Annotated in this window: 10 protein-coding genes; 4 read left to right on the top strand and 6 right to left on the bottom strand. The window is 66.0% G+C overall.

The window, feature by feature from the left end:
* Positions 1–42: 42 nt before the first annotated feature.
* The 5 genes from AB4Y63_RS06085 to AB4Y63_RS06065 all read right to left on the bottom strand — a co-directional run bounded on the left by AB4Y63_RS06085 (position 43) and on the right by AB4Y63_RS06065 (position 6930).
* Positions 43–1713 (bottom strand): thiamine pyrophosphate-binding protein, encoded by a 1671-nt coding sequence (locus AB4Y63_RS06085; protein ID WP_441790157.1) that lies wholly within the window; start codon positions 1711–1713, stop codon positions 43–45.
* Positions 1714–1920: 207 nt separating this feature from the next.
* Positions 1921–4068, bottom strand: coding sequence for a hypothetical protein (locus tag AB4Y63_RS06080; RefSeq protein WP_441790156.1), 2148 nt, complete (start codon positions 4066–4068; stop codon positions 1921–1923).
* 115 nt (positions 4069–4183) lie between these two features.
* Positions 4184–5020: an HpcH/HpaI aldolase family protein gene (locus tag AB4Y63_RS06075; RefSeq protein WP_441790155.1), complete on the bottom strand. Its 837-nt coding sequence runs from the start codon at positions 5018–5020 to the stop codon at positions 4184–4186.
* Positions 5005–5790, bottom strand: coding sequence for a 2-oxo-hept-4-ene-1,7-dioate hydratase (gene hpaH / locus AB4Y63_RS06070; protein ID WP_441790154.1), 786 nt, complete (start codon positions 5788–5790; stop codon positions 5005–5007). Before hpaH ends, AB4Y63_RS06075 begins: the two co-directional genes overlap by 16 nt.
* A 90-nt stretch (positions 5791–5880) precedes the next feature.
* A complete protein-coding gene (locus tag AB4Y63_RS06065) occupies positions 5881–6930 on the bottom strand; it encodes an Lrp/AsnC family transcriptional regulator (protein ID WP_441790153.1) in 1050 nt (349 codons plus the stop codon).
* A 111-nt stretch (positions 6931–7041) separates the two neighbouring features.
* Here AB4Y63_RS06065 and AB4Y63_RS06060 point away from each other — a divergent pair, with 111 nt between their 5' ends.
* The 4 genes from AB4Y63_RS06060 to AB4Y63_RS06045 all read left to right on the top strand — a co-directional run bounded on the left by AB4Y63_RS06060 (position 7042) and on the right by AB4Y63_RS06045 (position 11944).
* Positions 7042–8340, top strand: a complete 1299-nt coding sequence (locus AB4Y63_RS06060; RefSeq protein ID WP_441790152.1) for a M20 metallopeptidase family protein — start codon at positions 7042–7044, stop codon at positions 8338–8340.
* Between the two features lie 67 nt (positions 8341–8407).
* A complete protein-coding gene (locus tag AB4Y63_RS06055; RefSeq protein ID WP_441790151.1) occupies positions 8408–9709 on the top strand; it encodes an MFS transporter in 1302 nt (433 codons plus the stop codon).
* Between the two features lie 165 nt (positions 9710–9874).
* Positions 9875–11290, top strand: a complete 1416-nt coding sequence (locus AB4Y63_RS06050) for a pyridoxal phosphate-dependent decarboxylase family protein (protein ID WP_441790150.1) — start codon at positions 9875–9877, stop codon at positions 11288–11290.
* Positions 11291–11356: 66 nt separating this feature from the next.
* Positions 11357–11944, top strand: coding sequence for a TetR/AcrR family transcriptional regulator (locus AB4Y63_RS06045; protein ID WP_441790149.1), 588 nt, complete (start codon positions 11357–11359; stop codon positions 11942–11944).
* Positions 11945–12042: 98 nt separating this feature from the next.
* Here the strand turns inward: AB4Y63_RS06045 and AB4Y63_RS06040 are convergent, their stop codons facing one another.
* A complete protein-coding gene (locus AB4Y63_RS06040; protein WP_441790148.1) occupies positions 12043–14058 on the bottom strand; it encodes a primary-amine oxidase in 2016 nt (671 codons plus the stop codon).
* Positions 14059–14083 lie beyond the last annotated feature (25 nt).

The raw sequence follows: 14083 nt of genomic DNA, 5'->3' as shown, positions 1-14083 counted from the left end.
TCGACCGGAACGGTCAAACTCGGCGGAGGGGAATGGTGGGCTCTAGTGCTTGCCCGTCGCGAACGCGTAGATCTCGTGCTGATACGGCGCCATGATCGTGCCCGAGATGCGGCAATCGAGCAGATAGACGCCGTCGGCATCCGTGGCCAACCACTGCTCGAACGCATCCAGGTCGTCGAGGGTGTTGATCACGTCACCGTGACCGCCGAGCGCACGGGAGAGCGCGGCGAAGTCGGCCTGCTCGATCATCATCGGGCGGGTATCGAGCCCCATGCGTCCGTACATGTGGATCTCGGCGCCGTAGGCGGCATCGTTCCAGACCACGATTACGCCGCGCCTCGTCGAGCGGATGACGGAGTCGAGGTCGGCCAGCGCCATCAGGCCGCCGCCATCGCCGGTTGTGATCACGAGCGTCGGGTCTGGCAGGGCGGTCGTCGCGCCGACGGCGCTCGGAAAGCCCAGGCCGATGGTTTGGAAGGCGGTGCCGACCATCATCATCCGGTTCGGGGCCGCGACCGGCCAGTAGGTGTTCGCCCAGCCGATGAAATGCCCGCCGTCGGAGACGACGACGCGGTCGTCGGGCAGGAGCTCGGCGAGACGAGTGGCGACCCGGCGCGGGTCGAGCAGGCCGTCGGGCAGGTTCTCATCGCCGGCATCGCGGCGATGCAGCGAGCCGTCGGCGAAGCCGTCGATCGCTTCGCGCCAGCCCGATGCGGCGGCGTCGATGCGGGCGAGGTCGGCCACGATCGCCTCGACGGCGAGGCGGGCGTCGCCGACGATCAGGGTGGTGACCAGCGGATGCGTCGCCTCGGAATCCTCGTCGATCCGGATGACCGTGGTTCCGGGCGCGAAGAGGGAGCCGAAGCTCATCGTGAACTGGTTCATGCTCGCGCCGACAACGAGCACGACGTCGGCGGTGCGCACGAGTGCCATCGCCTCGTCTTGACCGAAGCCGCCGGTGACCCCGAGGTCGAATTGTTGCTTCGGGAAGATTCCGCGGCCCAGCGCGCTCGACCCGGTCACGGCGCCGAGGGCGTCGGCGAGTTCGCCGAGCGCGTCGGCCGCGCCGGACACCCAGGCGCCCCGGCCGGCCAAGATGAAGGGGCGCTGGGCCTGCGCGAGCACGGCCGCGGCGGCATCCGTCTCGGTGGCGGTGGGGGCGAGCGGTGCCGTGAGGCGGAGCTCGGTGGGGAGCGTCTCATCGCCGGCCGGCGCCGCGACCAAGTCGTAGGGGATCGCGAGCACGACGGCGGTGCGGTTGTTCAGGGCATGCTCGAGCGCGATGAGCGTGGTTCGGCCGGCATCGTCGGCGCCGACGGTGAAGGTTTCAGCGCCGAGCGAAGTGGCCAGGGCGACCTGGTCGATGTCCCAGGGGCGAAGTCCCGCGGTCGGGGCCTCGCCGACGACGACGACGAGGGGGATTCCGGCGCGCACCGACTCGGCGAGCGAGGTGACCATGTTGGTGAAGCCGGCGCCGTAGGTGACGGTGGCGACGGCGACACGGCCGGAGGCGCGAAAGTAGGCGTCGGCGGCGGCGACGGCGGCGGTCTCGTGGCGCACGGCGGTGTAGCGCACACGGGTCGTGTCGTCGGTCACCCCTGCGCCGGTGAAGAGGGCGTTGATGAAGTGGGCGTTTCCGTTGCCCATCACGCCGAAGACGTCCGTGACGTGGGCAGAAATGGCGTCGGCGACGCGCGTTGACACAGTGGTCATGGGTGAATCCTTAACGAGTCATATAGCGGGTGTTCTTCCGTATATGTCTCGCGATGCGATTCCCGATCGCTCAGCGCCCCTTTTCCGGGCGCAACGGCCAAAGCCGTCAGACCTGACGATTCTAGGGGTTAATCACGCGAGAGGTCGCAGTCCGCCCCCTCGATCGAGTTCATGGGGGGGGGTCTGCGACCTCTCGCGAGCGTGGGGTTAGTGAACCCGGCGCGCCCGCCTGGTGCCGGCGACGGCACAGGCGCCGGCACCGAGCAGCACGAGTAGGGCGACGAGCCAGAGGGATGCGGCCGGGTTTGTTCCGGTGCTCGCCAACGCAGTGCCGCCAGTTCCGGTGCCGGGGGTCGTTGTGCCCGGGGTAGTCGTCCCGGTCGCAGCGACGGTGAAGGGCAACGTGGTCACGCGACCTGAGGTTTCGCCCACCGCGACGATGTGGTGCAGCCCTGGAGCCACGACCGGAACCACGAACGTGAGCGTGCCGGAGCCGACGCTGTCGGTCTTGACCGTGCCGAGGAAGATGGGGTCGGAATGCAGCGTGACGCTGACGTTCTCTCCCGGGGCGAAGCCGGAGACTGAGACGCTCGCCTTTCCGCCGACGGTGCCCTGTGTCGCGGGTGCCGTCACGGCCGGGGTTCGGGCGGTCACCACAAGATCGACTGCGGCCGAGTCGGAGGCCAGCAGTGTGCTGTCACCGGCGAAATGCGCGATGACGGACGTCGTGCCAGCCGGAGGAGCAGTGAAGCTCGCCGTCGCCCGACCATCGGTCAGGGTGCCGGAGGCGAGTACGAGGCCCGCAGCTGTTGTCACGGTGTAGCCGCCGGTCGCGGCAACCCCGGTGAGGCCGGTCACTTCGATGGTGGCGGACGCGGATGTCCCTTCGACGACGGTCGAAGTCGTCAGGGTTGTCGTCGAGGCGGCCTTCGAGACGGTGAGTGTGCCGGCCGCGCTGAGCGGGATCTCCTGGGGAGTGGCGACGGCCGCGGTGAAGCCGAGCGACCCGAGCGGCGGGTTGCTCACGGCCAGTTCAGCGGTGCCCGAGGCGTCGACCGGTGCGGTGCCGAGCGGTTGAGCCGACGAATCGGTGAAGCTGACGGTGCCGGTGAACGCACGCGCATCCGACCGGCTGACCGTTGCCCGGAGCGTTCCGGGCGAACCGATGCTGGTGCTGGTGGCGTAGGTCGACAACGTCACATCGCTGATCTCGGAGAGTGTGCCCTGGCTGCCGTTGGGTACATAGAGTGTGCCGCCCGCGCGCGGGTCGAAGACTCCGCCGTTCGCTCCAAAGCCGACGGTGGCGAGCGAGATGGGGGTGGCCGCCGAAACGACGGGCGGGATGACCGTGACCTGTGAGCGGATGCGTGAGGGGTACACCGTCGTGACGACGAAGGTGGTTCCGTCGGCGCGCACGCTGATCGATGCCGGCTGCGACGCCGAACTCGCTCCGACTGGCAGCGGGGCGAGCGGTTCAGTGCGCGTGACAATGGCTGATTCCTGGTCGTCGGCGACGGTGAGCCACGACACGGAATTGTCAACGATGCTGGTGATGAGAACCTGACCGGTTGCGGCATTGACCCCGACCCCGACCGGCGAGGCGGCAAGGGTAATGACGCCGAGCACGACCGCGGGAACCGCTTGTGTGTCGATGACGGTGAGGGTCTTGGACACCGGGCTCACGACATAGAGACGGTCACGGTCGTTGTCGATGGCCATGTTCCCTTCTCTGCTTTCGAGGCCGGTCAGCGTCTGCACGACGTTCAGGCGATCCGGGCCGTCAGAGGCCCCGATCACCGACACGGTGCGCTGTCCGAGATGCAGGGCGTATACGCGACCGTCATTTCCGACATCGAGCTGCTGGGGGTTGTCCTCGAGCCCGGTGGTGATCACCGGGGGGAGCGGTGCTCCCGCGCCGATCTGCGACGGGTCAATCACTGAGATGCCCGGGTCGTAGCTGTTGTGAGCCACATAGACGGTGCCGTCCACCGGAGATACCGCGGTGTCGATTGCGGCGTAGGCGCCGGCGGCGCCGAGGGGTATCAGTGTGGCTGCTCCCGTGGACAGGTCGACCTGAGCGACCTTCGGAACCTCAGACGCGACGGCGAGATAGAGCCGATTGCGCGAGGGATCGATCGATCCCAGCGCAAGAGCCCACTCTCCGGTCTGCGCTCTGACGTTCAGAGTCGACGCGACGGCGGTGGTCGTCGCGCTGTTCAACACTGTCGGCCCTGGTGCGGGTGCGGCCAGGGCGGCCCCCGTGCTCAGGAAGCCGAGTGACAGGGTGGCAGCGGTGGTGAGCGCCAGGAAACGCCCTGCCTTGGTCATGTGGAAATGACGGTGGGCATGCGGCATTGAAGGCTCTCCTTTGTCGGGACAACGGCGAGAGGCGACTCAGCCATCGTGCCTCCCATCCTCTCGGAGCGAGCAATCCAGCGCCTCCCCCATTCCGAGGCGCACTGTGCGGGATCTAGTAGCTCGCGCGCGGCGCCTGATCGGGTGGGGTCGCGGACGCGGGCGCGGAGACAGCACGATCGTGAATGTACCTCTGCGCGAGGGCCTCTGAGGAGCGCGCCAGAATCGCGACATCCGCCCCAACGAGCACGAAGTTCGCCCCCGCCGCCAGGTAGCGTTCGGCAGTTTTCGGCGCGAATGCGTTCACCCCGACCGGCTTGCCGAGTGCCACGATCGTGCGGATGCAGTGTTCGACCGCGGCGACGACATCCGGGTGATCCTGCTGACCGAGCAGGCCCAGGGATGCGGCGAGATCTGAGGGTCCGATGAACAAGCCGTCGACGCCGTCGACCGCCGCGATCGACGCCACGTTCTGCACGGCCAGTGCGGTTTCGATCTGCACGAACAACGAAATGGTGTCGTCGGCATTCGCCAGGTAGCCGTCGATGCGGTTCCAGCGTGCCGCCCGGGCCAGGGCGCTGCCGACCCCGCGCACCCCGAGCGGCGGGTAGCGCACGGCGGCCACCATTTCGCGGGCGTGCTCGGCGTCATCGACCATGGGGATGAGCAGGTTCTGCGCCCCGAGGTCGAGCAGCTGCTTGACGATCACCCGGTCGCCGATCGGAACCCGCACCAACGGAACGATCGGGTAGGCGGCGACAGCCTGCAGCTGACTGAGCGTCGACTCCAGGCCGTTCGGGCTGTGCTCGGTGTCGATGAGCAGCCAGTCGAGGCCGCTCCCGGCACAGATCTCGGCGACGAGGGCGCTGCCGGAGCAGACCCACATCCCGATCTGGGGGCGGTCGGTTGCGGCGAGGGTGTCCCGAAAAGTGGGGTCTACTCGAAACGACATGTGATTGCTCCCAGCTGTCCGTAGTCGGCGTGAATGGTGTCGCCCCGTTCGACCCACATCGGGCGCGTGAAGGAACCGGCCAGGATGATCTCGCCCGCCTCCAATCGCGTACCGTGCTGGGCGAGCTTGTTGGCGAGCCAGTAGACGCCGGCGGCCGGATGGTTCAGCACGGCGGCGGCGACACCCGATTCCTCGATGGTCTGGTTGCGGTAGAGCAGCGCCCCGACCCAGCGCAGGTCGACGTCGCCCACTTTGACGGGGTTGCCGCCCATCACCATGCCGCCCATCGCGGCGTTGTCCGAGATCGTGTCGACGATGGTGCGTCCGGGCATTTCGAGGCGGGAGCTGAGAATCTCGAGCGCCGGAATGACGTAGTCGGTCGCGTCGAGAACATCGAACAGGGTGCAGTTCGGGCCTTCGAGCGGCTTGCCGAGCACGAAGGCGAGTTCGACCTCGATGCGCACATTCGAGAAGGAATCGAACGGGATGCTCGCGCCGTTTTCGTAGATCATGTCGTCGAAGATGACGCCGTAGTCGGGCTCGGTGATCCCGGTGGCGACCTGCATCACCTTTGAGGTCAGGCCGATCTTGCGGCCGACCAGCCGGCGACCGGCTGCGATGCCGCGTTCTTTCCACAGGCTCTGGACCGCGTAGGCGTCTTCGACGGTCATCTCGGGATTGCGGGCGGTGAGCCGGGGCACCGTGGTGCGAGACCGGTCGGCTTCGAAGAGTTCGTCGGCGATCTCGGCGATCCGTGAGGGTTCCAACACGTTCAGCACCACTTCCTTGTTGATGGGAACTCGGGCGTCAGCGTCGTGTCGCGTTTTTGTTCGATGCGTTGTTGACCGTTCGCCCGTTGGTTAGATCGTATACGATGCAAGCCCGGATGTTGGTGGTCGCGGTGTGACAACGGTGCCCGTGGACGTTCCGTCGGGGCGCAGCATCCAGCCCACCCGTTTGACGATGTTGAGGGCGATCGCGCTCTCGGTGAGCTCGATGCCGGGAATCTTCTCGACGATGAGCCTCTCGGTTGGCATGACCTCGGCGATCCCGGTGAGCCACATCACGATGATGAAGTTCGTGGGCCCGGTCGTGGAGGCACAGAGACGCACGTTCGGCAGCGAACGGATCGCCTCGGCGGCCAGCTCATGCTGGCCGGCCGGAACCTTGGCAAACCACTGGCAGGTCAGGGGGAGCCCGGAAATCGGCTGAGCGATTTCGGTGCGAAACGACACGGCGCGGCTTGCCAGCATGCGCCCGAGTTGTCGTCTGGCCGTCGCCGGATGCATTCCAGTTTCTCTCGCGATATCGGCGGCCGTCGCGCGTCCATCACGAGCCAGGATCTCGGTGATCGGCCAGGCGGGCGGCGAAAGCTCGACGGGTGGCGTCGCCGTGGTGAGCGGGGCGAGCGCACGAAATCCCGCGATCTGTGTTTTGTCGAGCGCGTTCAACCGCCAGGCGTCGCCGCTCACGTGCAGAGCGGTGCACACCGAGGTTTGGTAGCGGGTCAGGCCATCGATCCGGGAGAGCAGCGGAAAGATCTGGTCGCTGAGCCCGGCCATCGACGGGGTGAGCACGGTCAGCAGGAGATCACGGTTGCGGGCCGAAACATCGACCGAAACGACCTCGGGAATGGCGCAGACCGCGGCGATGACCGCATCCCGCCGGCTCAGCTCGCACTCGATGTCGATGAACGAGAGGCAGCGTTGCGAAGGGGTTCCGATGAGGTGCGTCGTCACCCAGGCACAGCCTGCGTCGCGAAGTCGCCCGAAGCGGGCTGCCAGGGTGGTGGGGTGGCTGTCGAGCACTCGAGCCGCGTCGCTCCAGCTTGCACGCGGCGCAATCTGCAGGCCGTGGATCAGAGCGAGATCTTCTTCGGTCACGTCAAAATCTGCGGATGTCTGCATCATTTCTTGCGATTTTGCATCTGGAATGCAGATTTCGAGAGATTTTTCGGCATGTGCGCAACTTCACCACACAATTGGCGAACCCTGCAAGTGACCAGAATCAAGGAGGAACTGGTGTCAACAACTCTCGACGCCCACGCGATCGAAGCTGACCTGGTGATGCTGCGTCACGAATTGCACCGCTACCCGGAGGTCGGCCTCGACCTACCGCGTACCCAGGCGCGTGTGCTCGCGGCGCTCGAGGGGCTTCCGCTGGAGATCACACTGGGCACGGGATGCAGTTCGATCGCAGCGGTCCTGCGCGGCACGAGTCAGGCATCCGCCTCTCCCCAGCCGAGCAGTCGACCGACGGTGTTGCTCCGCGCCGACATGGATGCGCTTCCGGTGCAGGAACAAACAGGCGTGGCCTATTCCTCCCGCATCGATGGCGCGATGCACGCCTGCGGGCACGATCTGCACACCGCAATGCTGGTCGGGGCCGCACGGGTGCTCTCCGCCCACCGCGACCGGCTCGACGGCGACGTGGTATTCATGTTCCAGCCCGGCGAGGAGGGATTCGACGGTGCCTCGGTCATGATCGACGAGGGCATTCTGGATGTCTCCGGTCGCCGCATCGACGCCGCCTACGGCATGCACGTCTTCTCCGCCCTCGAACCTCATGCCCGGTTCTCGACGAAGCCCGGCATCATGATGGCGGCATCCGACGGGCTGAAGGTCACGGTGCATGGTGAGGGTGGCCACGGATCCGCGCCGCACCTGGCCAAGGACCCGGTCGTCGCCGTCGCCGAGATGGTGACGGCGCTCCAAGTGATGGTGGCGCGGCAGTTCGATGCCTTCGACCCGGTCGTTGTGACGGTGGGGCTCTTGCAGGCGGGAACCAAGCGCAACATCATTCCCGACAGCGCCTACTTCGAGGCGACAATCCGCTCGTTCTCCCTCGTGTCGCAGGTCACGCTGCAGAGTGCGGTTCCGCGACTGCTCAAGGGAATCGCGTCGGCCCACGGGCTCGACGTCACCGTCGAGTACATCACYGAGTATCCGCCGACGGTCAACGACGTGTCAGAGGCCGAGATCGTCGAGGGCATCGTGACCGACGTTTTCGGCGCCGAACGGTACTCCCGTCTCGCGAAGCCGATGGCGGCATCCGAGGACTTCTCCCGCATTCTCGAGGCGGTGCCCGGCGCGTTCATCGGCCTCGGAGCCATCCCCGTCGGCGGCGACCCCCGGACCGCGGCGTTCAACCACTCACCTTTCGCCACGTTCGACGACAGCGTGCTCGCCGACGGCGCAACGCTGTTCGCCGAAATCGCCGATCGGCGGCTGGCGCAGCTTCTCACCCGCGCACCGGCCGACCTCGCGTCGGCCAACCTCCCACCGGCCAACCTCCCACCGGCCAACCTCCCACCGGCTTGACGCGCACCTCAGCGATCGACCTCGTGCTCACGCACGATCATTCCGTCCACTCAGAGAAAGTAACCAGATGACTAGCACCACAGCCGTTGCGCCGTCACCAGTTCAACGTCAGAAGCAAACCAGAAAGACATTGGTCGGCACCGGAATTGGAAACGCCCTCGAGTGGTACGACTGGCAGACCTACGCCACGTTCGCGCCGTTCTTCGCGACCCAGCTCTTCAACTCCGACGATAAGGTGAGCGCCATGCTCTCCGCCCTGGCGATCTTCGCCGTGGGCTTCGTCGCTCGCCCGTTCGGCGGGCTGTTGTTCGGCTGGATCGCCGACCGGCGCGGCCGCAAGTTTGCGCTCACCTTGGCTGTCGGTATCGCCTCGTTCGGCAGCCTGCTCATCGCGGTGACCCCCACCTTCAACAGTGTCGGAGTTCTCGCCTCGGCCATGCTGCTCGGGGCACGCCTCATTCAAGGTCTCGCCCACGGTGGTGAGATGCCGTCGGCGCAGACCTACCTGACCGAGTCTGCACCGAAAGAAAAACGGGGTCTGTGGTCGAGCCTCATCTACTTCTCCGGCATGCTCGGCATCCTGTTCGCGACATTGCTCGGCGCCGTGCTCAATATGGCACTCAGCGAAGAGGCCATGCTCGCCTGGGGCTGGAGGGTGCCGTTCTTCCTCGGTGCCATCCTCGGCGTGTATGCGCTGGTGATGCGCGCACGTCTGCATGAGACTGAAGCTTTCAACAAGGTCGAGCTGGCCGTGCGCAGGGAATCGATCTGGCCGCAGGTGCTGAAAAACAAGAAGCAGGCGCTTCAGGTGATCGGCCTCACCGTCGGCTTCACTGTCTCGTTCTACGTCTGGGGTGTCACGGCCCCCGGCTACGCGTCGACGGCATTCGGGATGGATCGTGGCCAGGCACTCTGGGCCAGCGTCGTCGGTAACGTCGTTTTCTTGATCGCCCTCCCGCTCTGGGGAATGCTTTCCGACCGCATCGGGCGTCGCCCCGTGCTCATGATCGGCACGTTCGGCGCGGCCGTGATGTTCTTTCCGATGATGGCGCTCCTGCGCGAACAGCCGTGGCAGCTTGCCGCCTCGATGAGCGTCATGCTGCTCTTCCTGGCCGCGTGCGCGTCAATTGTTCCCGCGTTGTACGCCGAGCTGTTCCCGACTCGCATCCGCACCGTCGGCACTGCAATTCCGTATGCGCTCTGTGTGGCGATCTTCGGCGGTACCGCCCCGTACCTGCAGGCCTGGTTGAGCTCGATCGGCGTCAGCGTGCTCTTCTCCGTCTACGCGGTTCTGTTGCTGCTGGTCAGTACTGCGGTGATCGCGTTCACCCTGAAAGAAACCAAGGGTAAGGACCTGACGGAGGTGTAAACCTCGGCTGTGCATCCCGCGAATCGAAAACCACCGCGCTCGGTGAGTACCAGCAGCGCGGTGGTTTTTTGATCTGCTCCGGTTGATTGATCTCACTCTCGCTCGACGTACCAATGAAGTACAGTCGGCCTGGAGGGGGATGGGGCCGATGAAGGGTGCAGACCGATGACTCGAGAAAACAACAACTCGCCGGGCAACGCGGCGGCCGCTGGCAACCCGGGCCGGATGCATTCCGTCTCAACGGAAACCACGCAGCTGATCGATTTGGTGCTCGACTACTCGCGCCGCCGAATGCTGTCCAGTGACACCCCGCTCGACAAGCCGGAGTCCGAAGCCACGCTCGACCGGCTCGCCGCCGGAGCACTCACCGAGGGCGGCATCGGCGCCGAGCGGGCGCTCGCGCTTTTCGAGGATGTGCTGGCGCCGGCCTGCATCACCACCGATCATCCGCAATACCTCTCGTTCATTCCAACGGCTCCAACGAAGGCAGCGACCGCATTCGACCTCGTCGTGTCGGCCAGTGCCGTCTATGGCGGGTCCTGGTTGGAAGGCTCTGGCGCGGTCTATGCAGAGAATCAGGCGCTGTCGTGGCTGGCGAACGAATTCGGCCTCCCCGCGACTGCCGGCGGAGTCTTCGTGCAAGGTGGCACCCTCGGAAACCTCTCGGCCCTCGTCGCCGCTCGCGACCACGCCCGGCGCGCACGCCGGGAAATCGGGGCCGCGATGCCGACCCGCTGGGCTGTCGTCTGCAGTGCCGAGGCGCACTCGTCGATCGCATCCGCTGCCCAGGTCATGGATGTGGATGTCGTGCCCGTTGCTCCGCGCGACTCCGGTTCCCTCGGCGGCGAGGCCGTTCGGGCGGCGTTGGAGGAGTATGAGGGATCGGTGTTCGCGGTTGTCGCGACCGCCGGTTCGACGAACTTCGGCATCGTCGATGACGTGGCCTCAATCGCCGCGTTGAAGGGGGAGTTCGATTTCTGGCTGCACGTTGACGGCGCCTACGGCTTGGCGGCGATGCTATCCCCGCTGGCGCGGCCGCTGTTCGCGGGAGTCGAGCACGCCGACTCGGTGATCGTCGACCCGCACAAGTGGCTGTTCGCTCCATTCGACGCCTGCGCCCTGATCTACCGCGACCCGGAGGCCGGACGCAAGGCGCACACACAGCATGCCGAGTATCTCGACACGCTCACGCAGATGTCCGATTGGAGCCCGTCGGACTACGCGGCGCACCTCACCCGTCGCGCCCGGGGTCTTCCGCTCTGGTTCTCACTGGCCACCTATGGCGCCGGCGCCTACCGCGATGCAATTGGTGCAGCACTCCAACTCGCGCAGCAGATCGCCGAGGAGATCGAGCGCCGGCCGCACCTCCGTCTCGTGCGCCGGCCGCAACTGTCGGTGGTGGTGTTCGAACGAGACGGATGGCTGCCGGCCGACTACGAGGCGTGGTCGGCCCGGCTGCTCGGCGAGCAGCGCGCGTTCGTGACGCCCAGCTCGCATGCCGGTCGCACGAACACGCGTTTCGCCATCGTGAACCCGCTGACGACGTTCGAACAGCTCACGGGCATCCTCGACACGATGTGAAGGCCGGGCACCGCTCCGAACCGCCGCGCGCCGATAGTCTGGCGTTCCGAGTGCGAAAGAGGAGCGATGCCGAAGATCGTTGATCATGCCGAGCGCCGCCGGACGATCGTCCAGGCGACCTGGCGACTGATCGCCACCCAGGGCATCCGCGCCACCACCATGCGCGAGATCGCCCGTGAGGCCGGCGTCGCCAACGGAACACTGGTGCCGTATTTCACCGATAAGGATGCGATCCTGACGGCAGCCTTCGAGCACGTGTTCGCTGCGACCAACGATCGTTTCGCCCGGGCCCGCTCGAATCAAACCGGGCTCGCGGCCTTGCGCGTGATGTTGATCGAGATCTTCCCGCTCGATGGGGAGCGCCTGCTTGAGGCGCGGATCGTTGTCGCGTTCTGGGAACACGCCGCCACTGACCCGGCGCTGAACCAGTTGCACCAGAACACGATGGCCCGCTGGCGCGCCGAGATGCTGGGGTATCTCGAGGAGGCGAAGCGGGAGGGCCAGGCCCGATCTGATCTCGATACCGGTCTCGTGGCCGACCAGCTGATGGCCATGCTGAACGGAGTGCAGGTGCTCACCGTCTTGTCGTCAGACCTTGGCGCCGCCGCACGCCTGACAGCGATGCTCGACGACTTTCTGACACGTCTGAACTGAACTGAACTGAACTGAACGCCCACGCACCGACATGACCACACAGCGACATGATCGGGCGGCCAGTGCCGCCCGGTCATCGTCTGACAGCGAGTGAGCTCTTAACCCTCGCAACCCGCACATGCACAGTCCGCGCTGTCGCCGCCGCTGTGATCGCAGGCGCACGCGCTCGCGCCATGGCCGGCCGAGGCAGACGCCGGCACGTTCAGAGCGGGGTTGCGACCGAAGAACCCGTAGGGCTTGAGCGTGAACTTCGCGTAATCGACGGGCATCACCGGCCAGTCCTCGACGCGCGGGAAGTGCGTCGGGCCGAAGGTGTGCCAGAGCACGATGTCTTCACCGTCAATGCTGCGATTCGCCGCGCTATAGCGGGGCAGGCCGTCGCCACCCGGGTTCTGGTTGGGCAGGTCGCCGGCCGCATAGCGCTCGGCGGGGGAGTACCGGGTCACCCAGAGGTGCTTGCGGGTGAAGCCGGCACGCTGAGCAATGACAGAGTCGTCGGCGGCGAGCAGGGTCGGTGTTCCCTGGGCGAGCAGCTCATAGCCGACCGGGTATCCGAGGCGGTTCGTCTTCTCGGTGTTCACGACATGCCAGGCGCGGCCGACCGAGGGCTGTGCGTCGCGCGCGCCCTCCGACTCGACCCGCAGTCGTGTCGTCTTTTTGGTGAACGCATTGCCGTACGGGTTCGTGTCGCTGATCGGCAGGCGCACGGCATCCACCTCGTTGACGGCATTCGACAGACCGTCGACCATCATGTCGAGGCGGGCACTGAACAGGTGCTGGTGGTACGGAGCACCGAGGCCGGGCGCCACCTCGCTGGCGAAGTCGCCGGCTTCGGGGTCATACGCCGAGGTGAACAGCACACCGGTCAGCTTGGCCTCGCACTCGATGGTGCCGTCGAGGTAGAGGTACCAGTAGAAGCCGTAGTCGTAGTTGCCGACGGTCGTGAAGAAGCTGATCACCAGGCGGCGCTGACGACGCACCTCCTCGACGCCGGTGTAAATGTCGGTGTGTTTCCACAGGGTGCCGAAGTCTTCCTCGTGCATGCAGATCGCGTTGGGGATGACATGCGGGTTGCCGAGCTCGTCGGCGAGGGTCGCGTCGAAGTAGTGAATCTCGCCCAGGCAGTCACAGCCGAGCTTGAGCGAGTTCGCGTACCGACCGTAGATGTACTCGCCGGTGTCGAAGTAGTTCTGCCAGAAGCGGGTCGGTGACGGGTCGCCGTAGGGCACCACCATCTCCGAGATCGAGGCGCGGTAGATCACGTCGCGCTCCTCGCCGGCATCCGCATCATTGAAACGGATGCGACGCAGCACAAGACCCTCGCGGGCGTCGAAGCCGACGCTGAACCGCCAGTTCGCCCAGGTGACTTCCTCGCCCTCAACGGTGAAACTCGGCCCCTCGGGCTGGGTAATCGAGATCGGTTTCAGCGTGTCGAGGTCCGGCCCGACGACCGCGCGATCGTTGAAGTTGCCGCCCTCGGCGGGGATCGGGTAGACCTTGTGGTCGATCAGGTCGAACATCTTCTGGTCGATCATGTCGACGTAGGCGCACAGGCCGTCGACGGGGTGCGCCCAGCAGTGGTCGCCCTCATACTGCTGCATGAAGGCGAGCACACGGATGATCCGGCGGCCCTTCTCCTCAGCGAAGCCGTAGTTGCCGGCGGAGAGGGGAGCGAGCGCAACCTGATCATGCGTGATGCCACGTTTGGCGAGGGCTGCATGCCAGTCGGGTTCGTTGGCCAGGATGCCGTCGATGGAGCCGAACTCCTCGTCGAGGATGGCGACCTGACCGGTCTCGCCGTCGATATCGAAGACGGAGATCTGCCCATCGCCAAGTGACACTCGCGCATCGAGCGCGATGCCCGTCGCCTGGTCGAGGAGCACGGCACGCAGAATGCGCGGCAGTTCGCCACCGCTCAGAACAGCTGCTTTGTCTGGTTCGTCGACGCCCAGATAGACAAAGCGCGTGGTGTCGCTGACATGGCCGGCCGCCGAGAGGAGACTGCGCGCCGTCACGATTTCTTCGGCCTGCAGGCTGGCCAATGGGTCGGCCGGTGCGGGCAGTGACGCCGGGGTGCCGGCATGTAGCGCTGCGTTCGGTGACGTCGTTGTCATGTTTCACTCTCTTCTCTGTTTTTTC

The sequence above is a fragment of the Leifsonia sp. YAF41 genome, assembly GCF_052113185.1.
Classification (GTDB): Bacteria; Actinomycetota; Actinomycetes; order Actinomycetales; family Microbacteriaceae; genus Cryobacterium.
The sequence above is the reverse complement of the archived record's forward strand: the minus strand, read 5'-3'. Positions and strand labels throughout refer to the sequence as shown.